Annotated in this window: 27 protein-coding genes; 8 read left to right on the top strand and 19 right to left on the bottom strand. The window is 56.5% G+C overall.

What is annotated here, in order from left to right; genetic code table 11:
* Nucleotides 1-40 precede the first annotated feature (40 nt).
* Nucleotides 41-1105: a zinc-dependent alcohol dehydrogenase family protein gene (locus VHE34_RS22620; RefSeq protein ID WP_325592154.1), complete on the top strand. Its 1065-nt coding sequence runs from the start codon at nt 41-43 to the stop codon at nt 1103-1105.
* On the opposite strand, the gene VHE34_RS22615 is transcribed toward VHE34_RS22620, so the two are convergent.
* A complete protein-coding gene (locus VHE34_RS22615) occupies nt 1106-3574 on the bottom strand; it encodes an FtsX-like permease family protein (RefSeq protein ID WP_325592152.1) in 2469 nt (822 codons plus the stop codon).
* 227 nt (nt 3575-3801) lie between these two features.
* On the opposite strand from VHE34_RS22615, the gene VHE34_RS22610 reads away from it, so the two are divergent.
* Nucleotides 3802-4143, top strand: coding sequence for a response regulator (locus VHE34_RS22610; RefSeq protein ID WP_325592150.1), 342 nt, complete (start codon nt 3802-3804; stop codon nt 4141-4143).
* A gap of 47 nt (nt 4144-4190) precedes the next feature.
* On the opposite strand, the gene VHE34_RS22605 is transcribed toward VHE34_RS22610, so the two are convergent.
* The 6 genes from VHE34_RS22605 to VHE34_RS22580 all read right to left on the bottom strand — a co-directional run bounded on the left by VHE34_RS22605 (nt 4191) and on the right by VHE34_RS22580 (nt 10557).
* On the bottom strand, nt 4191-5096 hold the full coding sequence (locus VHE34_RS22605; RefSeq protein WP_325592148.1) for a HAMP domain-containing sensor histidine kinase: 906 nt from the start codon (nt 5094-5096) through the stop codon (nt 4191-4193).
* A gap of 12 nt (nt 5097-5108) precedes the next feature.
* Nucleotides 5109-5792 (bottom strand): response regulator transcription factor, encoded by a 684-nt coding sequence (locus tag VHE34_RS22600; protein ID WP_325592146.1) that lies wholly within the window; start codon nt 5790-5792, stop codon nt 5109-5111.
* A 53-nt stretch (nt 5793-5845) separates the two neighbouring features.
* Complete coding sequence (locus VHE34_RS22595) at nt 5846-6217, bottom strand: response regulator (RefSeq protein WP_325592144.1); 372 nt, start codon at nt 6215-6217, stop codon at nt 5846-5848.
* 36 nt (nt 6218-6253) lie between these two features.
* On the bottom strand, nt 6254-6526 hold the full coding sequence (locus VHE34_RS22590; protein WP_325592142.1) for a hypothetical protein: 273 nt from the start codon (nt 6524-6526) through the stop codon (nt 6254-6256).
* Nucleotides 6527-6897: 371 nt separating this feature from the next.
* Complete coding sequence (locus tag VHE34_RS22585; RefSeq protein ID WP_325592140.1) at nt 6898-7644, bottom strand: LytTR family DNA-binding domain-containing protein; 747 nt, start codon at nt 7642-7644, stop codon at nt 6898-6900.
* 15 nt (nt 7645-7659) lie between these two features.
* Nucleotides 7660-10557 (bottom strand): sensor histidine kinase, encoded by a 2898-nt coding sequence (locus VHE34_RS22580; RefSeq protein WP_325592138.1) that lies wholly within the window; start codon nt 10555-10557, stop codon nt 7660-7662.
* A 464-nt stretch (nt 10558-11021) separates the two neighbouring features.
* Here VHE34_RS22580 and VHE34_RS22575 point away from each other — a divergent pair, with 464 nt between their 5' ends.
* The 4 genes from VHE34_RS22575 to VHE34_RS22560 all read left to right on the top strand — a co-directional run bounded on the left by VHE34_RS22575 (nt 11022) and on the right by VHE34_RS22560 (nt 14001).
* On the top strand, nt 11022-11453 hold the full coding sequence (locus VHE34_RS22575; protein ID WP_325592136.1) for a PepSY-like domain-containing protein: 432 nt from the start codon (nt 11022-11024) through the stop codon (nt 11451-11453).
* 66 nt (nt 11454-11519) lie between these two features.
* On the top strand, nt 11520-12173 hold the full coding sequence (locus tag VHE34_RS22570) for a hypothetical protein (protein ID WP_325592134.1): 654 nt from the start codon (nt 11520-11522) through the stop codon (nt 12171-12173).
* Between the two features lie 140 nt (nt 12174-12313).
* The gene (locus VHE34_RS22565) at nt 12314-13084 is read left to right on the top strand and encodes an SDR family oxidoreductase (protein WP_325592132.1); all 771 of its coding nucleotides are present in this window, start codon (nt 12314-12316) and stop codon (nt 13082-13084) included.
* A gap of 44 nt (nt 13085-13128) precedes the next feature.
* Nucleotides 13129-14001 carry an RNA polymerase sigma factor gene (locus VHE34_RS22560; protein WP_325592130.1) on the top strand — a complete coding sequence of 291 codons (873 nt, stop codon included), beginning with the start codon at nt 13129-13131 and terminating at the stop codon, nt 13999-14001.
* A gap of 76 nt (nt 14002-14077) precedes the next feature.
* Here the strand turns inward: VHE34_RS22560 and VHE34_RS22555 are convergent, their stop codons facing one another.
* On the bottom strand, nt 14078-14659 hold the full coding sequence (locus tag VHE34_RS22555; RefSeq protein ID WP_325592128.1) for a TIGR00730 family Rossman fold protein: 582 nt from the start codon (nt 14657-14659) through the stop codon (nt 14078-14080).
* A 424-nt stretch (nt 14660-15083) separates the two neighbouring features.
* Complete coding sequence (locus tag VHE34_RS22550) at nt 15084-15674, bottom strand: Crp/Fnr family transcriptional regulator (RefSeq protein WP_325592126.1); 591 nt, start codon at nt 15672-15674, stop codon at nt 15084-15086.
* Nucleotides 15675-15753: 79 nt separating this feature from the next.
* On the opposite strand from VHE34_RS22550, the gene VHE34_RS22545 reads away from it, so the two are divergent.
* Complete coding sequence (locus VHE34_RS22545) at nt 15754-16518, top strand: hypothetical protein (protein ID WP_325592124.1); 765 nt, start codon at nt 15754-15756, stop codon at nt 16516-16518.
* 44 nt (nt 16519-16562) lie between these two features.
* Here VHE34_RS22545 and VHE34_RS22540 read toward each other — a convergent pair whose 3' ends face one another.
* Nucleotides 16563-17855, bottom strand: a complete 1293-nt coding sequence (locus VHE34_RS22540) for a sugar MFS transporter (protein ID WP_325592122.1) — start codon at nt 17853-17855, stop codon at nt 16563-16565.
* Between the two features lie 125 nt (nt 17856-17980).
* Here VHE34_RS22540 and VHE34_RS22535 point away from each other — a divergent pair, with 125 nt between their 5' ends.
* Nucleotides 17981-18814 (top strand): hypothetical protein, encoded by an 834-nt coding sequence (locus tag VHE34_RS22535; protein WP_325592120.1) that lies wholly within the window; start codon nt 17981-17983, stop codon nt 18812-18814.
* 15 nt (nt 18815-18829) lie between these two features.
* Here VHE34_RS22535 and VHE34_RS22530 read toward each other — a convergent pair whose 3' ends face one another.
* From VHE34_RS22530 to VHE34_RS22490, 9 genes are all read right to left on the bottom strand, one after another.
* Nucleotides 18830-18994: a DUF1328 family protein gene (locus tag VHE34_RS22530; RefSeq protein ID WP_325592118.1), complete on the bottom strand. Its 165-nt coding sequence runs from the start codon at nt 18992-18994 to the stop codon at nt 18830-18832.
* 29 nt (nt 18995-19023) lie between these two features.
* A complete protein-coding gene (locus VHE34_RS22525) occupies nt 19024-19494 on the bottom strand; it encodes a hypothetical protein (RefSeq protein ID WP_325592116.1) in 471 nt (156 codons plus the stop codon).
* 17 nt (nt 19495-19511) lie between these two features.
* The gene (locus VHE34_RS22520; protein WP_325592114.1) at nt 19512-21731 is read right to left on the bottom strand and encodes a peptidase domain-containing ABC transporter; all 2220 of its coding nucleotides are present in this window, start codon (nt 21729-21731) and stop codon (nt 19512-19514) included.
* A gap of 11 nt (nt 21732-21742) precedes the next feature.
* On the bottom strand, nt 21743-22828 hold the full coding sequence (locus tag VHE34_RS22515) for a glycosyltransferase family 4 protein (protein WP_325592112.1): 1086 nt from the start codon (nt 22826-22828) through the stop codon (nt 21743-21745).
* Nucleotides 22825-23859: a glycosyltransferase family 61 protein gene (locus VHE34_RS22510; protein WP_325592110.1), complete on the bottom strand. Its 1035-nt coding sequence runs from the start codon at nt 23857-23859 to the stop codon at nt 22825-22827. Before VHE34_RS22510 ends, VHE34_RS22515 begins: the two co-directional genes overlap by 4 nt.
* 51 nt (nt 23860-23910) lie before the next feature.
* The gene (locus tag VHE34_RS22505) at nt 23911-24102 is read right to left on the bottom strand and encodes a hypothetical protein (RefSeq protein ID WP_325592108.1); all 192 of its coding nucleotides are present in this window, start codon (nt 24100-24102) and stop codon (nt 23911-23913) included.
* Between the two features lie 20 nt (nt 24103-24122).
* The gene (locus VHE34_RS22500) at nt 24123-24983 is read right to left on the bottom strand and encodes a DUF6625 family protein (protein WP_325592106.1); all 861 of its coding nucleotides are present in this window, start codon (nt 24981-24983) and stop codon (nt 24123-24125) included.
* Nucleotides 24984-24993: 10 nt separating this feature from the next.
* Entirely contained in the window at nt 24994-25218 is a 225-nt protein-coding gene (locus VHE34_RS22495) for a hypothetical protein (protein WP_325592104.1), read from the bottom strand.
* Nucleotides 25219-25298: 80 nt separating this feature from the next.
* The gene (locus VHE34_RS22490) at nt 25299-26906 is read right to left on the bottom strand and encodes a vitamin K epoxide reductase family protein (protein ID WP_325592102.1); all 1608 of its coding nucleotides are present in this window, start codon (nt 26904-26906) and stop codon (nt 25299-25301) included.
* Between the last annotated feature and the right edge of the window lie 91 nt (nt 26907-26997).

Genomic DNA, 26997 nt, shown 5'->3' with positions numbered 1-26997 from the left:
GGGAAGAGAAAGGATTGCAATAATAAAAAGCGCCGTTGCCATGTCTACTTCAACGATACCGTCGTCCACCGCAGCGTCGGACGCGCCGATGCTCCAGGCCGGGCCCTTGCCCGCCACGATGCGCGCCATGGTCCTGGAGGCCCCGCATCGGCCCCTCATCCTCAAGACGCTGCCCGTTCCGACGCCTTCGACGCAGGAGGTCCTCGTCAAGATCATTGCCTGCGGTGTCTGCCGTACCGATCTACATGTGGTCGACGGCGAGCTTCCCGAGCCCCGGCTGCCGCTGATCCCCGGCCATGAGATAGTCGGGCAGGTCGTCCGTGCCGGCAGTGAGGTGACCACGCTGCGACCCGGCGACCTCGTCGGCATTCCCTGGCTTGCCTACACCTGCGGGCGTTGCAGGTTTTGCCGCAAAGGACAGGAGAACTTGTGTGAAAACGCCCTTTTCACCGGCTATACCCACAATGGCGGTTATGCGGAATATACCCTGGCGTTTGAAGGATACTGTTTCCCGATGCCCGCGGAATATACCAATGCTTCCGGCGCGCCGCTCCTTTGCGCCGGCCTCATCGGTTACCGGTCGTATACCCTGACCGGCGACAACATAAAACATCTGGGTATCTATGGGTTCGGCGCCGCCGCCCATATCCTCATCCAGGTCGCTTTATATGAAGGGCAGAAGGTGTATGCCTTTACCCGGGACGGCGACAAAGAGGCGCAGGACTTCGCCCGCAGTCTGGGCGCCACCTGGGCCGGCGACAGCTCGCAACCCTCGCCCCAACTCCTCGACGCCGCCATCATCTTCGCCCCCGTCGGCGCCCTCATTCCCCAGGCCCTCCGCAGTTGCGACAAGGGCGGCACGGTAGTCTGCGGCGGTATCCATATGAGCGATATCCCTTCCTTCCCCTACGACCTGCTATGGGAAGAACGAATGCTTCGATCTGTCGCCAACCTGACCCGGCAGGATGGTCATGAATTCCTCGATCTTGCGCCGCGGGTTCCGATCCACACTACCACTCAAACCTTCCCGCTCGAGCGGGCCAATGAGGCGCTCGAGGCGTTGCGGTCGGGGAGGATACATGGGGCGGCGGTGCTCGTCCCCTGATCACTCACTCCGCAGCGAACGAACGGGATTCGCCACGGCCGCCCGCACCGTCTGCACACTTACCGTGACCAGTGCAATCGCCAGTGCCGCCACGCCGGCCACTACGAATACCCACCAGGGGATTCCCACGCGGTAGGCGAAGCTCTGCAACCACCGGTTCATCGCCCACCATGCCACCGGGAAAGCCGCCAGTGCGGCGATGCCCACCAATATCGTGAAATCGCGGTTCAGCATTGCGACGATGCCGCCGATGTTCGCGCCGAGCACCTTGCGGATGCCGATCTCTTTGCGACGTTGTTCGGCTGCAAAGGTCACCAGTCCGAATAGCCCGAGACAGGCGATCAGGATCGCAAACACGGCAAAGGTGATGAACACCTGCCCTGTCTGCTGCTCGGCATGATAGAGGTTGTTGAAATCGTTGTCCATAAAAGTATAGCTGAACGGCAGTCCATTGGCCATCGTCTTCCACTTCGCTTCGATCTGCCGCTCCATCTGCGCCGCGGTACCGGGCCGCAACCGGACGGCCAGGCTTCCCCGGTTGTCGGCCAGCTGCATCACCAGCGGACCCACCTTCTGGTGCATCGTGCTATAGTTGAAATCCTTCACGATCCCGATGACATGCAGCATCACGGGCTCCATATTCCGGCCCGGCCGGTACAGTCTCAGCCCCTCGGTCGAAGATCCACCGGCGGCAGACGCGCCGATCGACGGCCCTCCGGTAGAATAGAGTCCCAGCATCTGCGCCGCCGCCTCATTCAGGATGATCGCCGACGAATCGGTCGGGAACTGCTGCGGTGAAAAGTTGCGCCCTTTCACCATCTGCATTGCAAGGGTAGGGATATAGTTCTCGTCGACAAAAAGCGTAGTCATCACCGTTACCCGCTTGGCGTCCATGGAGGGATCGCGGAACCAGCCATTCTGGGAGTAACCCCCGGCAGTAGGCAGGTCGCCGGAGAGGGTCGCATTCTCCACTCCCGACAGCTTTAAAAGGTCCTGCCGGAAGCTCTTGATGGCGTCTCCCGCCTCATAGGCGCCGTGGATCACCAGCACTTGCTCGCGGTTGAATCCCAGGTCGCGGCTGCGGATGTATTGCAGCTGCCGGTAGATGACCAGCGTGGCGATGATCAGGCTGATCGAGATGAAGAACTGGAATACCACCAGGATGCTTCGCAGCCCGCTGCGTGCAAATCCGGAGGCTATCTTACCCTTCAGCACCTGGATCGGTTGGAAGGAGGAAAGGTAGAATGCGGGGTAGCTTCCCGCGATCACGCCTACCAGCAACGCCAGCAGCACCAGCACCGGCAGCAGCCGCATCGAGAACAGACCCGCCGCATGCAAATCCTTGCCTGAAAGGATATTGAACATCGGCAACAATAGCAGTGCAATCCCCAGGGCCAGCGCCAGCGAGATAAAACAGAGAACGACCGACTCGGTGAGAAACTGTGCGACCAGGTGTCCCTTCGTGCTTCCGGCGACCTTGCGGATGCCCACCTCCCTGGCCCGGTTGGCGCTCCGGGCAGTACTCAGGTTCATAAAATTCACGCACGCGATCAGCAATATCAAAAGGGCCACCGCCGAAAACGTGTAGACGAAGGTGATGCTGCCGTTTGCCTCGAACTCATAGGACTTGTTGGAATGCAGGTGGATATCGGTGACCGGCATCATCTCATACTTGAAGTAGTTCCCGCTCCGCCGCATCTCCTCGGTGGAGGTATGCAGCATTTCCTGTAGCTGCCGGCCAAGGTAGGTGTGCACCGTTGCATCGATCCGGCTCTGCATAAAGGCCCGGGTCACCCCCGGCCGTAAAAGGATATAGCTCGTATAGTTATTGCTCAGCCAGTCGTTCTCATCCCCGTGGTTGTAAAAATCCCGCAGCGGCCGGATAAAGCTGAAATGAAAATGCGAAAGCGCGGGCATGTCCTTCATTACCCCAGTCACTTTACAGACCATGTGGTTCTCGAGCTCGAGCGTTTTTCCAACGATATTTGTGCCGCCGAAATAGCGCCGGGCAGCGGATGCGTCGAGCACGATGCTGTTGGGCTCATTCAACGCGGTCATCGCGTCCCCGGCGATCATCGGTACGGGGAACAGCTGGAAGAAAGTGGAGTCGGCAAAGACAAGGCGGTGATCCTGGATGAAGCCGGCCCCTTTTTTCACCATCACATCCGGCTGGTAGTTCGTTCGCACCATCTGTTCTACCTGCGGGTATTCTTTGGCAAGGGTATATGCCAGTGGTCGCGGGGTCGTCACGGCGGAGAACCGGGTATTGTTGAAATAAATATCCGCATCGAGCCGGTAGACCCTGTCCGCCTTGGGGTTCCAGCGGTCGTAGCTGGCTTCATCGATGACATACAGGACGATCAGCAGGCACACCCCCAGACCGGCCGCCAAACCGATGATATTGATTGCCGAATAGCCCTTGCTCTTCCACAGGTTCCGAAGGGCGACTTTTAGATAATTTCTCAGCATTCCAGGCATTTTTACGTGGTTAACGGCCAATTTCTACACAAGCAGCTCCGCACAGGGTAAGATCACGAGGTATTCGTTTCAATAACAACAATTTGCGGAGGATGGCAGCGCCGTCGCCGCTGTCGAAATTAATTTTTCTTCATATAGATGCCGGAGGGTCGGGAAAGGGGGCGTAGCGCATAAATTTACGCCTAAAAAACGGCATGTCCGATCCCCGGAAAATTTTAATGATCGATGATGACCTGGACCACCTTTCGATTTGTAAGCTGATATTGACGAACAGGGGATTTAATGTATTGGTACTCTGGAATACCGATGTGCTGCTGGAGGTGGTAAAGGACTTCCAACCCGACCTGATCTTCATGGATCATCGCATGCCCCGGCGGGATGGCATCCAGGCGACCAGGATGTTGAAAGACAACGAGTCTACAAAAGATATCAAGGTGATCTATTTCTCGGGAGTGGAAAAGGCCCAACAGTACGCCAGGGAGGCCGGCGCCGACGGGTTTCTGCCAAAACCCTTCAACGTGGATACCCTGCTTGCCGCCATCGATAAGTATCTTGCCTAGGGCGCCCGCGGCGGAGCGATCTGCGGAGCGGCCGGCGAAGAGGCCTCTTAGGCCGAAAGCGCCCTCTCAGACTCCTCGTCCGCCAACCCCAGGCTTATCTTCACGCTAAAGCGATGGTTCCCGCTGCTCACCTCGATTCGCCCCGCATGCAGCCGGATGATCTCATTGCACAGCCAGAGACCCAGGCCGGCCCCTTTTTGGATGAGGTCGCTGCGGTAAAAGGCCACCTGCAAATTCTCGGTATTCACCGTTTCGCTCCCGGTGACATTCGTAAACTCCACCGTCAACCCGCCGGCCGTTGCCGACCGCTCCACCTTGCAGGTGATGGCCGTGTCGCGCACCCCATATTTGGCGGCATTCTCCAAAAGATTCAGCAGCACGATCCGGATCTTGTCCTCATCCGCCGTCACGATAAAGTCGGCCGCCTCCTCGTCGAACCGGATGACCGGTTCCAGGTTCTTCTGCCGTAGCAAGGGCAGCAGTTGGTTATACACCTTCACCACCAACACCGACAGATCGAAGGGCCGCCGGTACAGCGAAGGAGAGCCGACCCGCAGCTGGCTCACGACCAGGAATTCGTTGACCACCTCCTGCAGGCGGCTGATCTCTTCCAGCTGGTTGCTCAGCAGCTGCCGGACGCCTTCTTCCAATCCGGGCTTTCGCAGGCCTACCTCGAGTTCCGTCCGAAGGATCGCCAGCGGCGTCTTCAACTCATGCGACGCGCTGCCGAAGAAGTTCTGCTGTTGTTGCAACGACTCGTCGATGCGGCGCTGCAGCGGTCGCATAAGGATTCCGGTAAGGATATACGAGATGATGGCCGAGATTACGGCACTGATAATACCGGTTGCGATCGCCGTCTCCTGAATGCGCCCGTACAACATAAAATTCACCGCGACACTCAGCAGGATGAACACCACGCTAAAGGCCAATGTGATCTTTAATTTGATTCCCATGGAAAGTTACGCCTAGCTTTTGACGACCTCACCTTTCAGGATATATCCCCGCCCGATCACCGTTTGGATCAGGGGTTCCATCGTGTCTTTGTCGATTTTCCTGCGCAGCTGGTACATATGGACTTCCACGATATTGCTCCCCGGATCGAAATTGATATCCCAGATCTTATCCAGTATCTGCGTTTTGGTCACGACCTGGTTGGCGTGGGTCAGCAGGAACTCCAGCAGCGAGAACTCCCGGTTGCTGAGGTTGACCCGAACACCTGCCCGCATCACTTCCCGGGTCAGCAGGTTGAGTTCCAGGTCTCCTACGGATAGCCGGTATCCGGCAGGGCCGATGCTTCGCCGTTGTATCGTCCGGATGCGGGCCAGCATCTCGTCGAAGTCGAATGGCTTCCGCATATAATCCATCGCCCCCAGGTCCAGCGCCTGGATCACCTGTTCGGGATCGCTTAGCGCACTGACCACCAGCACCGGGGTAGGATTGCGGGCCTTCCGCAGGTTGCTGAGGATCTCGAATCCGTTCATATTGGGCAGCATCAGGTCGAGGATGATCAATTCGTAGCCGGCCCCTACCGTCGCCTCCAGCCCTTTGGCGCCATCCGTGAAATGATCGCACACATGACCGGCTTCCGCCAGCCCGTCTCCCAGGAACTGCCCCAGCTTGACCTCATCCTCGATGACCAGTATCTTCATAGTAATTTTAGCGTATGGAAAAAAGGACCGTAAAAATACGTTATCCGTCACTTTCAGAGAAACTGTTCGGTCACCTCCATCAGCCGGTTCAGGACATAAGGCTTCTTCAGCCAGGTATCGGCCCCCGCCGCCCGGGCCAGCGCCTCGATCCGGTCATGCGCCGAAAAATAGACTATCGGGATCCGGCGGTATACGGGGTGTGATTTCAACATCTTCACTGCATCGCTCCCACACACCACCGGCATATCATGATCCATAAAGATCAGATCGGGGCGGAAACGCCTCACCTCTTCGCGGAGCATCTCCAGGCTTTCACAGCCCAGCAGGGGCCGGACTTCATATCCTTTCCTTTGGAAGATAAGATTTACGGCTAAAAGGTGGTCGGCATCGTCGTCTACGATCATTATTTTCTTGAGATGGGCCATGTGGGAATTTCTCTCCGGAAAAAAAAGCGGCGAAACCTATGCCAAACTTGTCACCGCTTCGATTGCCCGGCCAATGGTCGAGCTTAGATTGCTGGGCTGTCCGTTGTCGACGAAAATCCATTCCCCGTTCTCTTTCTTTATGCGGATTGGCGGCAGCAACGAGCCTTCCTCCTGGGATTCCGGCCGGATGTCGGTGACCGTATAGATCCCCGCCCCCGTAGGCTTCACTTCCGCCTTCAAGGGGAACTGCAGGCCGTGATCCTGAACATCGTAGGTGAAAAAGACAGTATATGCTACATTGCCTTCCATGATAGTATTGTAATCTACTAATATGCCAAACCGGGATGCCCCAATCGGCGGGGGCCGATATTTTAACAATTATGGCCTTCTACACCGAAACTATTGCGCAGCGGACAAATCAATGCGCCAATTACACGAACCGGAAAAAGGGAAGGATGGACCCCAATTGATTATCAATTAATTATATGCGTTCGAAAAGTTGGCGCAAACCACCATTGAAAAAAAGCGCTTATTTTAGTCGTATTACTACGAATATCCGGTTGAACGTACTATAGGGGTCTAAAAAAGAAATTTTAACGCTTGCGACAGGTTGTTTTAAGGGTCAAGACCATCTCTTACAGGGTAAGGATGGTCTTATTTGTCTGTAAACCCGGCATTTGTCAGAATCCGAAGCGGCTGAGGAATTCCGCTTTCCGCCGCGCTGATACCTCGATGGTATACATTCCCTCCATTTCCACAAATCCGCCCCTTCCTTTATGATATTTCTTTATGTGTTGGATATTGATGATATGTTTGCTGTGGATGCGTAGAAACGTATCTGGGGGCAGCAGATCCTCGTATTCCCCAATCGTCTTCGTGGAGAGCATTTTTTCCCCATTGGTCATATAGAAATGGGTATAGCCGCCGTTCGCTTCGCACCGGATGATGTCGCTTACCGAAATAAAGCTCAGGCTGTCCGCGTTGGGGATCGCGAGCTTATGGGAAGTCGCCTCGGGACTTCGCAGGTTGAAGATGAGATTTTGCAATTGCCGGTTGAGATTGCGCAGCCGCCGGTGTTCGTTTGCCTTTGCGACGGCAGCTGTCAGTTCGTCGATATTGACCGGCTTGAGGAGGTAATCCAGCGCCGAGTAGCGGAATGCCTTTACCGCATATTCGTTATATGCAGTGACAAAGATGACCTGGAAGGAAACCGGCATCAGCCGGTCCAGGAGGTCGAATCCATTCTCATTGGACAGCTGGATGTCCAGGAATAGCAGTTCAGGTTCCTCCCTCCGGATCAGCACCTCACCGTCGGTGATGCCGGAAGCCGCTCCCACATATTCGAGGTCGGGACAGAACTCATCCAGCATGGCCTTGAGGATCTTGACATTTTTGGGTTCGTCATCGATAAGGGCATAATTTATCATAGTATAACAAGTTTTCTATAACGGGAAGCGGACGATCACCCGGGTGCCTTCGCCGCGGCCGTTCTCCTCGGTAATGTCTTCGATCACCGCAGCGATCGGCTCTTTCATCGTCCGGTTAAGGATATCGATGCGCCGGGCCGTCATTTCCATACCCCTCGACGGGTAAGGATTCGGCTCGCTGCGCTTTAACTGTGCGGCCCGTTCCCGGCCTACGCCGTTATCCTCTACCGTACAGACCAGGTACTTCCCGTCGGACCGGATGCTCACCCGGATAAGACCCTGCCGGTCTTCCCGATGTGCGATGCCATGGAGGATCGCATTCTCGACATAGGGTTGCAGGATCATCGACGGAACCATTTGTGACTGGCGGTCGATGCCGCTGTCGACAAAGATATCATAGTCGAAGGCCTCTTCAAATCTTTGCTTCTCCAGTTCGAGATAGGTGGAAAGATAATTCACTTCGTCCTGTACGGAAATCTCTGCGCGCGCGGAGATATCCAGCGTCTGGCGGATCAGGCGGGAGAAGTGCGTGATATACTCGTTGGCTCCCCGGATATCCTTCTCCAGGACGAAAAGCTGGATGGAATTGAGGCTGTTGAAGATAAAATGCGGGTTCATCCGGCTCCGCAGGGCCATTTGTTCCAGCTCGGCCATCCGGGCGACGGTCCAGGTCTTCTCCGCTTCTTTGCGCTGGATGGCCTTTATGCGGCGTTGGAAGAGCAGCCAGATGGCTCCGGCGATGGTAAGGGCAAAGAGCATGCGCACCCAGATCCATTCCCACCAGGGCTGGTCGATGGAAAAAGGCAATTGCAGGGTGCTGGCGATGGCGCCGGTGGGATTCACTGCGAGGATCTGCAGTTCATATTCGCCGGGCGGCAGGCTGGGGTAGTGGAGAAAGGTCTGGTCCGTGGTTCCCCAGCGGTCGTCGATGCCCAGCAGGCGGTAGCGGTAGCGGATCGCGCTGCCGCCCTGGTAGCTGATGCCGGCATATTCCACCTGCAGGTCGTTGTCATTATAGGGAAGTTTGAAATGCGTCGTGTCCAGCGGCCAGGCGTTGCCCGAGATGCGCAGTCCCGTTATCCGCAGCTTGCACTCGCTGGGCCGGAATACCCTGTCTTCCGGGAACACCGTCATGCCGTCCGGTGTACCGGCATACACCTTACCGCCGTTCACGTAGACGGCGTTGATGGTCGCCGAGCCAAGACCCTGCACGGTGGTGAAGGGCGTGAGCGTGTAGCCGGTGTCGGCCGGCGCGAGTTTATTCAGGCCTTTGTCGGTTCCGATCCAGAGCGAGGTTCCGTAAACAAAAAGACATTTGCAGATATTGCTCGTCAATCCGTCCTCCACGGTCCATCGCCGCACTGTTCTACCGTGTTTCAACAATACCACGCCTTCCCCGAAGGTGCCGGCCCAGAGGCTTCCGTCGGCTGCGGCGGCGACGGCGGAGATCCGATCGTTCAGCAGCGCTTCAGGGTTGGAGGGTTTGTCCGGGGAGATCGCATACAATCCGGTCAACGTTCCGATATAACAACGGTCGCCCAACAGGCAGCCGCAGGTCGACCGGCTTGTCCAGACAGGAGGACCCTGCAGGTCGCCGGTCTTTAGCCGCATCCGGTGGACATCGGTCCCGGAGAACTCCAGCACCGTCGTATCCCCGATCAATTGAAATCCCTTTACCGATCCACGATGCCAAAGCAGCCGGCTTTGTCCGGTCGGCGCGCTGATGGCGAATATCCCCGCGTCGGTTCCGGCGATGATCTCGTTATCGTTCAGGGCCTGGATCGTGGTGATCCTTCCCCGGCTGAAGCGGTCGTCGATCTTCCGGGAAGAAAACGCCTTCTCCCCATCGCGCCGGCTCCAGAGATAGAACCGGTCGGAACCCGCGTACAGCGTATTGCCCGCGCGCAGGATGGAGAATACGGGGAATACCGTGCTGCCTTCGCGGAGGGAATAGCGGGTTACATCGCGGGTGATAAGCCGGTGGATGCCGCCGCCGAGGGTACTGAACCAGAGACCGCCTTCGGGGTCTTCCAGCACGCCGCTGGTCATTTGGCCCGGTAGAAAACTGTCGACGAGCTTCCGTTGGCGGATGTTATAGAGATAGGTGGAGGTATAGGCATTTAATGTCAGGCTGCTGTCATCGATGCGGGAGATATGGAGGAAACCTTTGGGGGCCGGCATTTTGAGGGCCCGGTTCTCGCCTTTGTAGAGGAAGGTAAGGCTGTCCCGGTCCTCATAGATCATCAGTTCGGGCCCGAGGTAGGTCGAGGTATAGTTATTTTCGCCTTCTCCTTTCATGCTGCCCGTTTTTACGAGGGCGTCATGTTCTACCGTTACGACCGGCGTTCCCAGATCGAAATTGAGGATGAACTGGCCTTCCCCTTTTTCATTGAGGCCTACCTGTACCAACCTAAACTGCCTGCCCTGGTAGTGATCGATGGTAGTGATCTTACCCTCCGGGCTGACGATATCTATCCCCCGCATCTCGGCGATGATGAGGTCCCCATGGACATCTTCGGTCACCGAGAACACCTCGCCGTGTATCGTCAGCCGGCTCAGCAAGGAGTCGTTCTGCTGGTTATGGATCTTACCGTTTTGATAATAGCAGAGACTGTTCTTGAACGGCACGATCCACACCCGGTTATGGGAGTCGACGAATAGCTTGATGATCTCGTTGTCCGGCAGGCCGTCGCTGATATAGAAATTGTTGAAATGCGATCCGTCATAGCGGCTTAGACCCGTCTCCGTGCCGAACCAGAGAAAGCCGTCCTTGTCGCGGACCATCCCATATACGGTCGATCCGGCGAGTCCATCGTTGACCGTATAATTCACGTAGCTGTATTCCTGAGCCGTCGCCCGAAGGCAGAGGCCGGTGAGGAAGCCGAGACAGATGAGTATAGGGAACCTTGACAAACGGCGAATTTCGGCGAAAGATAGTGAAAGCCTGCGGGGTTGGGCACAAGAAACCGCCGGGATTCTCACAATAAAACCCGCCGGGTTTGGCAGGTTAATTCATTCAGGGTAAATGCGCACAGGCTCGGGAAAAGGAGCAAGACCATAACAGAATGTTGCTCTGTGCTACAAAGATGCGATCTGTTCCCGGTATCGCATAGGCGCGGGCCTTTCCATTTTCCGCCTTGATCGATTACCTTACCGGCACTTAAGCACATACCCTTATGCGGGCGGCTTTGCGGCGCCGTGTTGCGGGATTTCCCATCCTTGCATAAAAAAAGCCCGGATAGACATCCAGGCCGTTGCTAAAATCCAATATCCTATTAAAAGCCTATAAGATACACTGCAATTGCGGTGCCACGCCATTTTCCCCCAATTCTCTACAGCATTAGGATCTATTTTGGAGGCTGAAAAACATTCCAGCCATGACAATAAAATTCCTGCCGGGCCTTCTGGCCTTCTTTCTCTTCGCGATGCACAGCAGCGCCCAAACACTAAGCGTCGCCGCCGTCCCCGCGGCTGTGAGGGCCGCTCTGGCGAATAAGTATCCGGCTGCCGCCGGCGTCACCTGGGAGAAGGAAAAAGGCAACTATGAAGCAAACTGGGGCGGCCGCTCAAAAGAGGATAATTCCGTTCTCTTCACTCCGGATGGCCGATTTGTTCAACAGGTGGTTGCTATTCCTGCCGGTACGCTTCCTCCTGCCGTTGTGAAATATGTGAAGGAGCACTACCCGGGCTCAAGGATCACGGAAGCCGGAAGGGTGACGGATGCTGCCGGGGAGACGCGCTATGAGGTGGAGGTAAAAGGCAAGGACCTTGTCTTCGATGCTGCGGGCAGGTTCTTCAAAATTGATTAGCCGCCGCCTGCCGTAACCGTCTGGCGCCGCCGAGGGCCGCAATCCGTTTTTTCCTATCTTGCGATCATGCGCAAACCGATGCTCCTTCTTAGCGGCCTCATCCTGTCTCTCGCCGCCCGCACCCAGGTGCAGGTCAGCGAAGAGCCGCGCCATCACAAGGTCCTCGCCAACGAATGGGTCCGCGTTCTCGACGTCCATGTTCCGCCCCACGATACGACGCAGATGCACAAACACTCGACACCCTCCGTCTTCATTGTGCTGAGCAATACCCGCACCGGCTCGCAGGTGCTTGTCGAACCCGGCAAGCCTTCCTTTGCCGATGGGAATATCTGGTTCGAGAGTTTCCAGGATAAGCCGCGCATCCACCGGGTTTGGAATGAGGATACCGTTGAGTTTCATGTGATGGACATCGAGTTGCCGCATGTGCCCGGCTCTTTCGGGAAGGTGGTTGACCCTCCCTTCAGCAAGTTGCTGTTCGATGCAAAACCCGCCCGGGTTTACCGGCTGACACTTCCCGCGGGCCAGCACGAGGCGCTTCCCCGCTCGCAGGCGCCCATCCTCGTGATCAGCCTCTCGGGCCCCGGCGCGAATGGGACCGTCAATCGTCAACCTTTCACCAAAAAAGGCGACTATCTTTTTCTATCGGGCAATAGTCCTGTCGCAATCGCGAATAATAGCCCTACGGACGATCAGCAATTTGCCGTCCTTTATTTGAAATGATGCTTTCCGATGCGAAAACTGCTGCCATTCGCTTTTTTCTCGCCCCTGTAACTTGTCATCCTTGGAGGTCACAAATTGCCATAATTTTTAGTTTTTGTCACAGTTGCGCAAAGGCCGCGTCCAACTGGAAACACATCGTTATGAACAAGAATACCTTCAACGGAAAGTCGGCCCTCATCATCGGGGGATCCAGCGGCATGGGCAAGGCCACGGCGCAATTATTAGCGGATAAAGGCGCAACCGTCATCATCGCCAGCAAAAGCCGGCAAAGCATCGATGCGGCGCTGAAAGAGCCCTGGAGCGATGGCATCACCGGTCTGCAAGTCGACCTGACCAGTGAACCAGCGGTCAGGTCCTTCATCGCAAAACTTGGTGAAGTCGAACGGATCGATTACCTCGTCAATGCCTCCGGTTTCTTTGCCCCCAAGCCCTTCCTGGACACCACCCCCGCGGAATATGACGCCTTCCTCGATATCAATAGGGGCTTCTTTTTTATCACGCAGGCCGTTGCGAAGAAAATGAAAGCGAATGGTGGCGGAGCGATCGTCAACATCGGCTCCTGGTGGGCTACCGCGGCCATGAAAGGCACGCCTACCTCTGCCTATTCGATGGCCAAGGCCGGGCTGCAGGCCCTCACCCAACAGGCGGCGATGGAACTGGCGGCGGATAAGATCCGGGTCAATGCGATAGCGCCCGGGGTCGTCGAGACCGGCGTGCTGGATGAGTTGGCAGGTTCGCCCGAAAAGGCAAAAGAGGTGTACAAGTCGCTGAGCGCTATTCACCCGCTCGGTCGCAATGGCCAGGCTGCCGAGATCGCGGCCGCCGTAGCCTTCCTCCTCTCCGACGAGGCCGCGTGGATCACCGGCGCCATCTGGGCCGTCGATGGTGGGATGGGCGCGGGGAGAAGTTGACCCGCTGCACGCGGGAGAAGCCAGAAATTCCTTAATATAGTAGTATGTATCCTTTCGCAGCGGACTATAACGAGCAAGACGATCTCACCCTCGTCTCCCAGGCCTGCGGTGGCTCGCGCGAAGCCGCCGGACAGCTCGTCCGGCGGCACCAGCGCTTTATCTACAACATCGCCCTCAAACTCGTCCGCGAACCCAATGATGCCGCCGACCTCACCCAGGAAGTCCTCGTCAAGATGGTCACCAAGCTCTCGCAGTATGAGGCCAAAAGCAATTTCCGCACCTGGCTCTACCGCATCGTGATGAACCATTTCCTCAGCGCCCAGCGCCGCCAATCCGAAACTATCAGTTTCGAAGATCTCGGCGCCTTCAACGACACTATCCACAACGACGAAGAAATGACGGCCGATGAACAGGACACCTACAAGGACCACATCATCACCGTCCGTAACAAATGCATGGCCAGCACCCTGCTTTGCCTCAGCCGCGAACAGCGCATCGTCCTCATCCTTGGCGGGGTCTTTAACCTGCGATCCCCCATCGCGGCCCGGCTCCTCGACATGACGCCCGAGAACTTCCGCAAACAGCTCTCGCGCGCCAAACACGATCTCTTTCAATTCATGGATGATAAGTGCGGACTGATCGATCCGGCCAATCCCTGCCGCTGTCACAAGAAAACAAAAGGGTTTATAAAAGAAGGAAAGGTCGATGCGGAGACGGTCCGATTTACCCGCGAAGCCCGCGAGACCATCGGCTCGGTCGTCGCGGAGAAGAATGAAGCCCTCGACCAGCTCATGGAAGGAAAATATCTCCGGCTGTTTACCGGTCAGCCCTATGCCGAAATACCCGAAGAAGAAGATAGTCTGATCCGCTTCCTGTTGATGGATAAAGATATCCAGAACTTATTTGGACTCAACTGATGCCAGCAGGTGATTGAGCACGCCCCGCATGACCATTCCCGCGTCGCGATAAGCCGCGCCGGCTCAACGTGGACGTTCATGTGATCTCTTTGGTGATCCATTTCGGCGTGGCAGGCGCCTGGTAGTTTCGCATCTTCTCCAGCAGCTCTTCGATGGTGTCGGCGAAAAGCAGCATCCGCTGGTTCTCTGCTTTCAGGAATCCCTTGTTGACCATGGTTTCGAGAAGGTCCCGGAGATGGTTATAAAAGCCATCGACGTTCAGTACGCCAACCGGTTTTTTGTGCAGCCCGAGCTGACCCCAGGTGACCATCTCAAATACTTCCTCCATCGTTCCGAAGCCGCCGGGCAGTGTGATGACCCCGTCCGACAGCTCATGCATTTTCGTCTTGCGTTCGTGCATCGTGTCGACGACGATCAGGTCCGTCAGACCTGTATGACCTATCTCTTTCCCCTTCAGGAAGCGGGGCAATACGCCGATCACCTCCCCACCCTCTTCCAACGCCCCGTCGGCCACCGCGCCCATCAGCCCGACCCTCGCACCGCCATAGACAATCCCGATGCCCTGCCGTGCCAGCAGCTTGCCGGTGGCATATGCCTGCGCAGCGAACACCGGGTCGGTTCCCGAACTGGACCCGCAAAAAACAACGATTCTTTTCATACCCTCAAAGTACGGTTAAAATCGGTGGAAAACATCCCCCGGCAGCCCAGATAACAGAAGGGAATCGCCAGCAACAGGTCTGCAGTATGTGCTACCCATTCGATCCGCGGGATGCGACTGGGGATGCGACTGATGGGAAAGGCCAGTGCGCCGAGGCCGATCAGTGCTGCCGTCCAGCCGGGGATCACCCGCTTGCGCGCCAGCTGGATGTTTCTCCCTTAGACCTGACCTTGAACAGCCTGGTTACACCTGATTATCAATGGGTAAGAAAAGTTTCAAAAATGTAGTTACAAAACGACACCCGGCTAGTACTAATTATAACGAGCAGCTAATTCAGGGTTTCATTCTTCATAAGCACGTACAGTTACACGGTTCTTCTAATTTGGATTAAAAGGGTCAAGACCATCACTGGGAAGTGATGGTCTTATTTTTTTGGCTTCACCTTGCGGTTGCGGATCTTGGAGAGGAATTCCGTGGTCATTCCCAGGAAAGAGGCGATCACGTATTGAGGGAGGCGATCGGCCATGAGCGGGTAATTTTCGAGGAAGTAGTGATAGCGTTCCTCCGCGGTATGGGTGAGGTTCATGATGATGCGGCGCTGCATCGAGGCGGTGGATCGTTCGCCGAGGATGCGGAAAAAAGTCTCGAATTTATGATTGGCCGCCTTTAGTTCTTTCTCGTCCTCGTGGCTTATCTGCAGCAGCACGCAGTCTTCCAGCGCGACGACGAACATGCTCGCCGGCTGCTGGAAGATATAGCTGTTGTAGTCGGAGATCCACCATTCCTCGATCGCCAGCTGGATGGTATAGTCTTCTCCTGCATCGCCGACCACATACCCCCGCAACGCTCCCTGGATGACCCACCAGCGGTGCCTGGCCACGAAACCCGGTTGGACGATGAATTGCCGTTTCCTGACCTTCACTTCCTGGAAGGGCGCCATAAAGTCCATTGCCTCCTTTTCTGAAAGCGGAACGAATTTCTTCGCATAGGCGGCGATGCGGTCTTGGGCGGTCATAAGGGATCAAAGATAAAAAAGGTCCAAAATACCGGTAACCTTTTTCCGGCGCCGGAGTATTCACGTGTAAACAGACGCCATGAACAGTAAGATCAACGCCCTGCTCACCGGGGCGGCCATCCTGCTCGCCCTTGCCGGTGCGAAGGCCCAGTCGAGCGGCCAGCTGCCTGACAACAGCTCGAACTACCATATCTTCGACGGCAAGGGCCAGGAGATCCTGAACACCGATTGGAAGGGACATATCTACACGATCACCCGGATGGGGGGCGTGATAACGGGGCTGTGCGTCGACAACAAAAAGATCGATTCCGCCGATCGCTCAAAATATGCTTCCGTGGTCAGCCGCATCCTGAAACAGGTCGAGATCGACGAGGCCCAGGCGGAACGTGACCGTGCCCAGGGAGAGCTCGATCGTCAGCAGGCCGATCGGGACCGGGCCCACGCCGACCGGGATCGGGCCCAGGCCGAAGTCGAACGGCGACAGGCGGCGCGTGACCGGGAGCAGGCGGTTCATGACCAGGAGCAAGCGGTCCGCGACCGGGAACAGGCAGCCCGCGACCGCGAACAAGCCGAAGCAGATCGCCGCCAAGCCGCCGAAGACCGCGAGAACTTCCGCCGCCTCACGGCTTTTCTCGTAGAGAAAAAACTCATCCCCGATGCGGCCGGCCTAAAGTCCCTCTTGCTTACTGATGATGAGCTGATGATTAATGGCAAGAAAGCCGACGAGGCGATCCATAAAGAATTAAAGGAAAAATTCGGCCGCTGGGCCCACCAGGGCCTATCGGTCGGCGATGGGTGCAACTGCAGCGCCTCCGTCCATTTCCACACCGGCTCCAACCCTTAGCCACCGGCAGGACCGCGAACCGGCGCCAGCGCCAGCGTCAACCCCTATGCCACTGCCACACTCACCTGCCGCTTTTGCCGCTTGTGTCCCCAGACAGCATAATAGAGGATATAAAGATAGCAGGGGAACGTGCAGATCAGGAAGGCCAGCTTATTCCCAATGGCGGGGTTACCCTTCAACGCCCCGTATACCGGCGGGATGACGGATGCGCCTGCGATACCCATGATCAGCAAGGCTGCTCCCGTTTTGATATGGCGTCCGAGTCCGTCGATCGCCAGCGGCCAGATGGCGGGCCATACCAGCGCATTGGCAAGCCCCATCAATGCGACAAACGCGATGGCCGTATATCCCGTGGTGAAATAGGCAAGCACCGTCACTACGAGTCCCAGCATCGCCGAGAGGCGCAGACCCATCTCCTGGCTGAATACCTTTGGAATGCAAAAAATACCAACTACGTAGCCGACAAGCATCGCGCTGAGGGTATAGCTGGAAAAATACTTCGTCGCGGCGATCGTCATGCCCTCTGACTGGCCATAGATGGCGATGGCGTCGCCTGCCAATACTTCGACGCCGACATAAAGAAAGAGGCATATCACCCCTAACCACAAGTGCGGATAGTCAAAGATGCTCGTTCGCATCTCCACCGCTTCAACGGTCCCCCCTGCGGCCGGCTGCTCCTGCTCGATCTCCGGCAACCCCAATCGCATCAGCACAAAAGCCAGGAGAAAAAGCGAAATGCCGATGACGGCATACGGGACGATCACCCGGCTCGCGAGCTCACTGAGCAACTGCTCCCGGGTTGCCGCGTCGGTAGTGGTATTCACGTGGTTGCGTATGGCGTCGGTTCCCTGCAAAAGCAGTGATGACAGGATCAGGGGGCTCAGGATACCGCCGCCCTTATTGCAAATACCCATGATGCTGATGCGTTTAGCGCCGCTCTCCATCGGGCCGAGGATACTTACGTAGGGGTTGGAGGCTGTTTGTAAGAGCGATAGCCCGCCGCCCTGTACGAAAAGGGCGAAGAGAAAAAGCGGAAAGCTCCGGGTGTTCGCTGCCGGGATGAAGAGCAGGGCTCCGATGCCCAGGACTGCCAGTCCCCAGGCCATTCCTCGCTTGAATCCCGTGATTTTCAGGATAAAAGAGGCCGGCAACGCCAATACAAAATAGGACATGTAAAAGGCGGAGGTGACAAAAAAGGCTTCGACGTCATTCTTTAGCTGGCACGCGAGCTTTAGGTACGGGATCAAAGTCGAGTTCAGCCAGGTAATGAAACCGAATACGAAGAAAAGGCCCCCAATGATGTAGATGGCGTTTTGGTTCCTGGTGGTTGCAGTCATCCTACAAAATACCCCTTTTTGCCGGTCCGGGCAACGCAAACGATTGTCCAAAAAATAAAATGGCGGTTTGCTGTAACCTTTGGCCTTTTGACGAGTATCCTATTATGGACAAACAACCAAAAACTATGAGCCCGAAACTTGCCCTGGCATTCCTTCTTGCCGCGTCAGCCACCCTCGTCAAAGGCCAGAACAACGCCGCCGACAGCATCCGGGACAGCTACCATATCTTTTTCCCGGCCATGGGAAAGGATATCCTTGCCGCCCATATCGGCGATCATTTCTATAAGATCGTCAATGTTTACAACAAGCCCTCCGAGGTCTATGTCGACTCCAGGCCTGTCGCCGGTGACGAGCTGGCGAAATACAGTGATGTGATCGCGAGGATAAAATCATCCATCAAGGATGATGACGAGGACCGGGAGATGCGGCAGATGGAACGTGAACGGCGGCAGGCCGAACGCGACGAACACGAGACCGCGCGTGAACAGGAGCGTCAGCAGCGCGACCGGGAGCGACAGCAGCGCGACCGGGAGCAACGCGATTTCGAGCGGCAACGCGACCGGGAGCGGCAACAACGCGAGCACGAGCAGCAGCAGCGTGAGCGGGCGCAGGAGAAATATGAGTCCGATGCCGTCTACCGGGAAACAAGCGATAGCGACTGCCGAAGCTGCGACGAAGACTATCAACGGAGCGAAGAGGCGCAGCGGGAGCAATCCGCCGAAGACCGCGCGATGTTGAAGAAGGGCATCCAGGTCCTTGTCGAGGAACATGTCATCGGCAACTCCGGCAACCTCCGGTCGCTTGTCCTCACCGACACCGATATCTCCGTCAACGGCGTGCGCCAGCCGCAGAACATCTATCAACAGATGCGTTCCCGGCTTGGGGACTGGGCCAGCCATGGGTTTTCGTATGGCGCCGCCGGCTCTGCCGACAACTATTCTCTAAGCATCGTCGACTAGGCCGGCGGCGCTACTCTACACGCTGCTCCTTCTTCCGAATAGGAGGGATATGATAAAGAGTACGATAAAGATAAAGAACAACGTCTTGGCGATGGCCGCCGCCCCTGCCGCGATCCCGAAGAATCCAAAGATCCCCGCAATGATCGCAACGATCAGAAAGATAACTGTCCAGCGTAACATAGCTTGTTCGTTTTAAAGGTGAATAATACCTACCGATACCAAAGCCGTGCCACGCCCCACCACCGGTCGAAGAGCCGCTGATGGACAGTTAGTTCGGCGTCGGAAAGCCGATCCTTTGCACCGCGTAACGTCGATCCGCGTTTCAGCCGGAGATGTATCAGGCAGCTATCCTCCGAAGACGAGGTGGAAGAAGAAGGAATGCGGGAAACTAACTCCACACTCCCCATCAGTACTCCCGTGCCCGCTGTATGGATCATCACCTGCTGGCCCGGCAGGAGGGGGCATCCTCCCGCAATCCTCATCTGCCCGTATGGCTGATCATCCCTTATGCTCACCGATAACGATCCGTGAACCACCGCGGGTACACGAACACACCAACTGGCCGCCGCGACGGCCAGGAGCAGGAGGAGAAAAGAAAGACTCCCGTTGCGGATTACCCAAGGCGGCCGGTTGCCGGTCAGTTCATGAATTTCTTCGCTCAAAACAATTCGTTTATTCATCGTCAAAAGTATTATTTTCAATCCCCCAGCTCCAGCTGGTTTCTCACCAATGCATAATACACCCCTCTTGCCTCCACCAGTTCCCGATGCGTTCCTTTCTCCGCAACTCTCCCCTGGTCCAGCACCACGATCTGGTCCGCGTTCTTCACCGTGCTCAGCCGGTGAGCCACGACGACTACGGTCTTGCCGGTAAAGAACGACTCGAGGTTGTGCAGGATGGCTTTTTCATTGATGGCATCCAGGCTGTTCGTCGCTTCGTCAAAAAAGATAAAAGCCGGGTCCCGGTAAACCGCCCGGGCGATCAGGATGCGTTGTTTCTGACCCATGCTGATGCCGGTTCCCTCGGCGCCGATCTTCGTATTGAACCCCAGGGGCAGCGATGCGATCAGCTCGTCCATCTTCGCCACCCCCACTGCATGGCGCAACCGTTCCTTGTCGACGCTCTCCACGCCCACCGCAATATTCCGCTCGATGGTATCGGAAAAAATATAGCTCTCCTGCATTACCACGCCGCAATGGCTCCGCCATAGTTTATGGCTGAGACGGGCAAGAGGCGTATCGTCCAAAACGATGCGGCCCTGTTGCGGCTCATAGAATTTGAGCAGCAATTTCAGCAACGTCGTCTTTCCGCTCCCGCTGACCCCCACAATGGCCGTCGTCTTACCCCGCGGTATCGACACGTCGATGTCCCGTAAAACGGGCTCATTGCCCGCGCCGGGATAGGTAAAGGACACGCTGGAGAACCCGATGCCCGGCCCCTTTCCGCCTGCCAGCTGACGGGTGACCGCCGGCGGCAGTTGCTGCAGATACGAAGCGTCGTCCGGTTCTTCGTCTTCGAGATGGTGGATCTCATTCAACCGTTCCATGCTGATCTTCGCATCCTGCCAGTTCTGCACAAAGCCGATCATCTGTTCGATCGGGCCGTTCAGCTGCCCCACGATATAGGCCACGGCCAGCATCATCCCCAGCGTCATATGACCTTCGATGACCGCCCTGGCGGCGAGAAAAGTGATCAGGATATTCTTTCCCTCGTTGATAAACGAGGCGCCCGACTGCTGCCAGTTCCGGATGGCAAGTCCCTTCTGGCTAAGCCTGAAAAGTATTGCCTGTAATTTCTCCCATTGCCGCCGGACCGGCTTCTCCATGTTATGCAGCCTTATCTCCTGCATCCCCTGCACCAGTTGAATGAGCGCGCTCTGCTCTTTCGAGGCGACGTCAAAATGTTTGTGATCCAATGCCCGCCGGTAACGCAGGAAGGCCGCCGCCCAGGCTGCATAACACGCCGACGAGACAGCGAAGACGGCAAAGATCCGGATGTTGAAAAAGGCGAGCACGACGGAAAAGATCAGCAGGTTGGCAAGGGAAAAGAGGAGATTCACGGAGGAGCCGGTGAGGAAGGTTTCGATCCGCTGGCGATCATTCATCCGCTGCAGGATGTCTCCCGTTCGTTTGCTGTCGAAGAACGACACGGGCAGCGCCATCAGCTTCAACAGGAATTCCGCCATGACCGTTATATTTATTCGGGTGCTGATATGCAGCAGGATCCAGCTTCGAAGCACGTCGGTACCTAGCTTTCCCGCGAACAGGGCCAGCTGGGCCAGCAGGACGATGGTGATAAAATGGAGATCGGAGGTATGGATACCGACGTCCACGACGCTTTGCGTGAGAAAGGGTAGCATCAGCTGCAGGAGGCTGCCGGCGAGGAGCCCGGCGAGCAACTGGAACAACAGCCGCTTATAGGGAAAGAGGTAACGAAAGGCCGATCGCATGGTCCGGCTCCCGGTCACCGGGCCGGCCGAATAAAAGGCCGGTGTTGGCTCCAGCAGCAGCGCGACTCCTTCGCCCTCGCCGTCCCCGGGGGCGTCGCAGATCCAGCCTTGTAGGAATTCTTCCTTCGACAGCGGCATCGTGCCGATACCGGGGTCGGCTATCCGAACCCGACGCCGGCCCGTTCGGTAGAGCACGACAAAATGCACCTGGTTCCAATACAGGATACAAGGCAGCAGCGCCTCCCGGGTTAGGGTGGAATAGGATAACTTCACCGCCCGGGTCCGGAACCCGATGCTCTCGGCGGCCTCGGTAACACCCAGCAGGTTCGTACCCTCCTTACCGATCTGCGACTTTTCCCGCAGCGACTGCAGGGAGATATCCCTGCCATAATACCTGGCGACCATCCGCAGACAGGTCGGGCCGCAGTCCATGGAATCGGGTTGGCGAAAAAAGGGGAAATGGCGCATGAGGATAACATTTATAGAATGATCGAAGCGAGTGGTCCGTAACATTTTTCGGCTGAAAAATGTGTCCGGGCATATTCAATGGCGTTTCGCCCCAATGCCTGCCGCAAGCCTGCATCCCGGATCAGCCGGTCCATTGCCGACAAAAAGGCCGGTGGATCATCTGCCGGCAGAAAGCAGCTTCCGGCTGCGTCCTCCAGTCCGGAGGCGCCATGCGTTGTCGTTACCAGGGGCAGGCCATGGGCCAGGGCTTCGACGTTCTTTATTTTCAGTCCGGCCCCGCATCTCACCGGGTTGATGACAAGGTCGCACTCCCTATACGCCTGTTTTAGATCCTCGACAAACCCGTGGAACCGGACCCCGCCGGCGCCGGCTGTGATGCCGGCCGTCGCCGCAAAAGCCTCGCGGATATTTCCATAAACATTCAACGTCACGGAATGCTGCCTTCGCAGCGGGCCCCAGATCTGACAAAGAAACCAATCGAGCGCTTCCACATTGGGGGGATAAGGACTCGCTACAAACCCGATCTGCCGTACCGATTCCCTCATCGGCGATGGGCTCGCCGCCACGGCATGCGGCGCCAGCACCAGCCGGTCCCGGTGGATATCCCGCGCGACCGACTCCAGCTCGTTTTGCTGGATGAACAGCACATGGTCGTAACACCGGAAAATGTCCAATTCGTCTTCCGGGCTGAGGTCCACGCCGTCATAGGGCACTCCCATCACCCGGAAGCTCCGGATACGGTCCGCTACCAGGTCGTGGGTGTCCAGCAGGGTCACCGTGTGTTCGGGCAGGTATTCCAGGATGCCCGACAGTTCGATGTATTCCACCAGGACAAAGTCATAAAACCTGTCGCGGATAAAATGGCTGAATCGAAGACTATAATCCCGATAGGTCATCGCATCGCCGGCGCCCTCCAGCCCGATCTGCGGAAACCGCTGTCTGACTGTTTCCCTCGCAGCTTCCGATACCGCCCCGGCAAAGAATACGGTGATGCTCACCTTATCCTGCAAAAAGCCGATCAGTTGGCTGATGCGGCTCCGGTGCCCGGAACCGCCGGTCCAAAAATCGACAAAGGTCGCTACCAGTAAGGTTTTCATACGGCCTCACATTTACGGGTGAGCGCGATGAGATTTTGCTCGAAGAGTCTTGGATCGACATGATAATCCCCTTCGAAGTAATCCTCCCGGCCTGCGGTCCCGCAGCTTTGGTGAAAATAGTCGATGTCCAGTGCCTCCGCCATGTACCAAAAAAGACAACTGGGATGATCCAGCTCGTTCGTCCGGTTCTTGTGCAGTTCCAGCACGGCGCCGCCCGGCGGCATGAACAGCAGGTTGGTGAGTCCCGAGCCATGTTCTCCGACCAGCCATCTAACCCGGGAGAAGATCGCCACCTGCTCAAGGAAGGAATGCTTTTCGGGGTAGAAGACCGTAAAGCCGAATTTTTCCAGCAGGGGGAGCAACTCCGCCTCATTCACCACTTTTCTCCGGCTTGCCAGCTTCCGGCTGACATAGAGCCGTTCCACTCCGGGGACCGTGACGCCGGCGGCATGTTCCCGGTAAAATCGATTCACCTGCCGGAGATGACGTCCGTTATAGGAATCGCAGATTGGTTTCAATTGCGGCAGGCAAAGATTGCGCACGAGCAGGCTCTTGCCGTCGGGGATAAAATAGATGTTCTTCAGGTGGAAGGGTTCGAGGGAACCCCGGATGAAGTCCGCGTGCCGGTAGGATTCCGGCAACACCAGGGTCAGGCGATGAAGCTTTTTGCGGACCAGCCAAAGCCGGAAGATGGACTCACAGAGCCAGTGATAGTAATTGAACCAGGGATGGTGGATCGCGAGATAGACCGTGTCGTCGTCCAGGGTGATCAGCCGGCCGGGGTCTTCGGCCGCCTCCTGATAAGAATGGCTCGCCTCCGCCAGGTAATGTTCGTATTGATGAGGGTAGTCGTGATGGCATTCCGGGATCAGCCCGCCGCGGTTGATACAAAACCCCGAATGGGTGATCAGCACGTTCTTGAAATACTTCACCCGCTGCACGGGGTCGGCGTAGGTCCGGTAAGGCGCGTACAGCCCGGTCTCGGCGGCCGTCATATTCAGCGGAACGGGAACGCAAATGAGTTCAGACATGGCGAAAGAATGAGATGAAACGGAAGGAGCCGGGGCTCCTTCCCGGGAAGTCTACAGGTGAGCAACGCATGTGCCCTGTTGGGTGCCTGGCTGAGCATAGCAGTACGGGCATGCCCCGGAACAGTTCGGGTTGTAGTTGGCAACGCAGGGATTTCCGCAGCCCGCGCCGCCGCTGCCGGCCATGATCCGTTTCATCTCGTGCTTGTTAAGCTTCTTCACATTGTTAATGCTGAGCTTTTTCATGATGAGAAAAGTTAAATTGATTAAGAATAGATCCTTGTTGGACTGATAAAAAAGGTTTCCGGCATCCGCCGTGGCAGTCGGGTAGGCCGGTACACCTGTTTCAGTTCGATCAAATGATAGAGCAGGGCCTCGAATTCGTTCTTATAGCTGAGCGTTCCCCTGCTCCAGGTCAGCCGGCCCGGGCGGCCCTCGATGATATGCTGGTCGAAATAGGCGCGGAGATAGCCCTCATCCCCGAGGCGCTGCACCACATGCATCATACTTTCTATCTCGGAAGGGGTCTCCCTCCAGTTCTTTCCCTCCGTAAAGGCATCGTGCCGAAAATTGGTCTCGTCGAAGCAGAAGTGGCGGGGATCGGTGAATACCCGTTGATAGTCCTTGCTCTGCATGAACAGCCTGTTCAGGGCATCGCAGTTGCGGAATAGCAGGAAGCAGCCCGTCAACCAGTCGGCCCGCACGCTGATCAGGTCGTAGGCCAGCATGAGTTCGTCCGATATGAAATTGCGGATATTGCCATAGATGATATCGATATCGGCATGTCCCCAAAAATCATAGGGGGCCAGGATGTCCCGGAAGATGATCCCAAAGGCGGGTTTGAAATCGCAAAGTTTATATCCGTTGTCGATCCTTGCGGCAAGACCCAATCTTTCCGAAGCCAGTAACCGGATCTCCTGCAGGGTCCGGTAGACAAAATGGACATTTGCCGGATGCCGACCCCTATACGCGGCATCGTCGGTGATGATAAAGAAATCCACCGTGGGGTTGTAGCCGCAGGAATACAGGAAATACCGGAAATACCAGGGCAGTGTCCCAAAATAACAGGCGAGGATGGCAAGGCGCATAAAAAGGGGGAAAAGATGGAAGGGACGGATCCCTTCCATCGATGATTGATCAGGCTTGGCAGTAACCCGAAGTTTGCCCGGGGGCTACATAGCAATAGGTGCAAACATAGACGCAGTATCCCGTGTAACCGGCCAGGCAGCCTTTGGCGCAATCGTTCTGACCGCCGCCGCCGCCCGTGCCGCCGCCGCTACCGCCGCCACCGCTGCCGGCCATGATACGTTTCATCTCGAGCTTGCTCAATTTCTTTACATTTTGGATGCTAAGCTTCTTCATAAGTGTAATGTCATAATGGCAAAATAACGCCTACTCTTTTCTAAAGGTTTTCGGCTTCTCCTTCCTTTGCAAAGCAGATCTTACAGAATATTCTTCAGTTCCTGTAATTTGTAGTGAGTGGGCAGTTTGTGGCCGTTGATAAACAAGGTAGGTGTGTAGCGGATGTCGCCGGCATCCACCCAGCCATACATGGCTTCGAGTTTGGGATTTTGGGCTTCGAGACCGTCGTCCAGCGGGTATCGGGCGGCGAAGGCGGCATAATCCTTTCGCGGCATCCCATACCAGTCATCCAGCGCTTTTTGGGTCAGCGCCGCGTCGCCTTTTTCGGCGATGGCCATCAGGTGTCTCGCGGCATTGGCGCTATAGTCGGCCTCCTTGTTCTGGCTGTTGAAGATGATCCGCACCTGGACATCGTAGTTGCGCAGGAGATGTTCCAATTCGGGGTGCGCCCGCGAACAGGGGCCGCAGAAAGGATTGCAGACCTTGACGATGGTCGTGGCCGCGTCTTTGGGCCCGAGCGGGATGCCCAGTTTCTCCCAGCCCGCGGGTATGGCAGGCTGCTGTTGGAGGAGGGCAAAAAAGATATCGGGATTGTATTGCAGCCGCTTGTAGGCCGATGAGATATCGTCGGCGTCTTTTGCCCTTATCAGCAAGGGTTTGATGCCATACCAGCCGGCGACGGCGATTCCCAGGCACAGGCAGGCCACCGCCAGCGGTAAGGGAGTGGAGTAGATCGTAGAGAATGGAATGGGTGACGACCAGAAGGACGGCGTCGCCCAAACCGCTTCCAGTGCGAGGATGGCCTGCACGATCAGGCACAGCGGACACCATTGTTTCAATACCCGCCATTGATAATAGACGCTGAACCCGATATAGGGGACTGCTATCGCGTTGCCAAGGGCCAGCAGGGCCGTCTTTTGAACAAAGGAAAGGCCGCCGGCGAACAACAGGAGGGTAGTGGCGCCAAAATAAAAGAAGCCGATCTCGCCCCAGGCGATGCCCCCGATCCGTGCCGCCTTGCTTGTCAGCACTGCGTCGCAATGGAATTGTTTGCCCGCACTGCAGATGTCCCTGACAAAGGCATTGCTCTTATCGACCTCATAGGCCAGCAGCAGGGTGGTAGTGCCCGCGCCTGCCAGTTTCAGCAGGGTGATGCCGCCGAAGGCGAGGGCCGATCCCGCCGGCAGGTTGATAAAGAAGCCCAGCAGGAGGATCGCTCCGGCCGCGATCGACCAGTAGAGCCGCCGGCGTTTCTTTTGCCGTTCCGCTTTCAGTCTTTCGCCATAACCCGTCTCGCCGCTCTCCGCGTCCGGTTCTGCCGTCCAGACGATCTGCTGATAGCGTTTCAGGAATTCTTCCCTGGAAACCGTCTCGGTCTTCCGGGCGTGACGGAAGCTGACCTTGTCCCTGTCCTTGCCGGTTACCAGCACGAAATCCTTTCCAATGCCGGGGACGTCGGCAAAAGCCACAAATGGCGAGTCGAGTTCGTCGAAGCCTTCTTCGCCAACTTCGAAGGCGCCGTTGGGGATGTGGAACCGGGTGAACGCCTCGCTGAGGCTCAGCAGGCTTGGATAATCCGGATGATTCTCGATCTGTTGGGCGATGCTGGTTGCAGTAACCCGGGTGTTCAATAAGCGGAGATATTCAGCGGCCACTTTTTTGAGCGCAGTGTCGAAACTTTCGGCCATGACCAGGAGGTTTTAATGGTGTCTCTAAAATTGCACCGGAATAAAGTACGAAAACAATCGTAGAAGGTTATAGTTTATAACCCATTTTACC

Source organism: Puia sp. (assembly GCF_035546395.1).
Taxonomy (GTDB): domain Bacteria; phylum Bacteroidota; class Bacteroidia; order Chitinophagales; family Chitinophagaceae; genus Puia.
Note: the sequence above shows the minus strand (reverse complement) of the source record. Positions and strands in the feature narration are given on the sequence as shown.

Bases quoted from the DNA above. Each gene is read 5' to 3' on its own strand.
- VHE34_RS22620 (WP_325592154.1), top strand. From the start codon at position 41: ATGTCTACTTCAACGATACCGTCGTCCACCGCAGCGTCGGACGCGCCG.
- VHE34_RS22615 (WP_325592152.1), bottom strand. From the start codon at position 3,574: ATGCTGAGAAATTATCTAAAAGTCGCCCTTCGGAACCTGTGGAAGAGC.
- VHE34_RS22610 (WP_325592150.1), top strand. From the start codon at position 3,802: ATGATCGATGATGACCTGGACCACCTTTCGATTTGTAAGCTGATATTG.
- VHE34_RS22605 (WP_325592148.1), bottom strand. From the start codon at position 5,096: ATGGGAATCAAATTAAAGATCACATTGGCCTTTAGCGTGGTGTTCATC.
- VHE34_RS22600 (WP_325592146.1), bottom strand. From the start codon at position 5,792: ATGAAGATACTGGTCATCGAGGATGAGGTCAAGCTGGGGCAGTTCCTG.
- VHE34_RS22595 (WP_325592144.1), bottom strand. From the start codon at position 6,217: ATGGCCCATCTCAAGAAAATAATGATCGTAGACGACGATGCCGACCAC.
- VHE34_RS22590 (WP_325592142.1), bottom strand. From the start codon at position 6,526: ATGGAAGGCAATGTAGCATATACTGTCTTTTTCACCTACGATGTTCAG.
- VHE34_RS22585 (WP_325592140.1), bottom strand. From the start codon at position 7,644: ATGATAAATTATGCCCTTATCGATGACGAACCCAAAAATGTCAAGATC.
- VHE34_RS22575 (WP_325592136.1), top strand. From the start codon at position 11,022: ATGACAATAAAATTCCTGCCGGGCCTTCTGGCCTTCTTTCTCTTCGCG.
- VHE34_RS22570 (WP_325592134.1), top strand. From the start codon at position 11,520: ATGCGCAAACCGATGCTCCTTCTTAGCGGCCTCATCCTGTCTCTCGCC.
- VHE34_RS22565 (WP_325592132.1), top strand. From the start codon at position 12,314: ATGAACAAGAATACCTTCAACGGAAAGTCGGCCCTCATCATCGGGGGA.
- VHE34_RS22560 (WP_325592130.1), top strand. From the start codon at position 13,129: ATGTATCCTTTCGCAGCGGACTATAACGAGCAAGACGATCTCACCCTC.
- VHE34_RS22555 (WP_325592128.1), bottom strand. From the start codon at position 14,659: ATGAAAAGAATCGTTGTTTTTTGCGGGTCCAGTTCGGGAACCGACCCG.
- VHE34_RS22550 (WP_325592126.1), bottom strand. From the start codon at position 15,674: ATGACCGCCCAAGACCGCATCGCCGCCTATGCGAAGAAATTCGTTCCG.
- VHE34_RS22545 (WP_325592124.1), top strand. From the start codon at position 15,754: ATGAACAGTAAGATCAACGCCCTGCTCACCGGGGCGGCCATCCTGCTC.
- VHE34_RS22540 (WP_325592122.1), bottom strand. From the start codon at position 17,855: ATGACTGCAACCACCAGGAACCAAAACGCCATCTACATCATTGGGGGC.
- VHE34_RS22535 (WP_325592120.1), top strand. From the start codon at position 17,981: ATGAGCCCGAAACTTGCCCTGGCATTCCTTCTTGCCGCGTCAGCCACC.
- VHE34_RS22530 (WP_325592118.1), bottom strand. From the start codon at position 18,994: ATGTTACGCTGGACAGTTATCTTTCTGATCGTTGCGATCATTGCGGGG.
- VHE34_RS22525 (WP_325592116.1), bottom strand. From the start codon at position 19,494: ATGAATAAACGAATTGTTTTGAGCGAAGAAATTCATGAACTGACCGGC.
- VHE34_RS22520 (WP_325592114.1), bottom strand. From the start codon at position 21,731: ATGCGCCATTTCCCCTTTTTTCGCCAACCCGATTCCATGGACTGCGGC.
- VHE34_RS22515 (WP_325592112.1), bottom strand. From the start codon at position 22,828: ATGAAAACCTTACTGGTAGCGACCTTTGTCGATTTTTGGACCGGCGGT.
- VHE34_RS22510 (WP_325592110.1), bottom strand. From the start codon at position 23,859: ATGTCTGAACTCATTTGCGTTCCCGTTCCGCTGAATATGACGGCCGCC.
- VHE34_RS22505 (WP_325592108.1), bottom strand. From the start codon at position 24,102: ATGAAAAAGCTCAGCATTAACAATGTGAAGAAGCTTAACAAGCACGAG.
- VHE34_RS22500 (WP_325592106.1), bottom strand. From the start codon at position 24,983: ATGGAAGGGATCCGTCCCTTCCATCTTTTCCCCCTTTTTATGCGCCTT.
- VHE34_RS22495 (WP_325592104.1), bottom strand. From the start codon at position 25,218: ATGAAGAAGCTTAGCATCCAAAATGTAAAGAAATTGAGCAAGCTCGAG.
- VHE34_RS22490 (WP_325592102.1), bottom strand. From the start codon at position 26,906: ATGGCCGAAAGTTTCGACACTGCGCTCAAAAAAGTGGCCGCTGAATAT.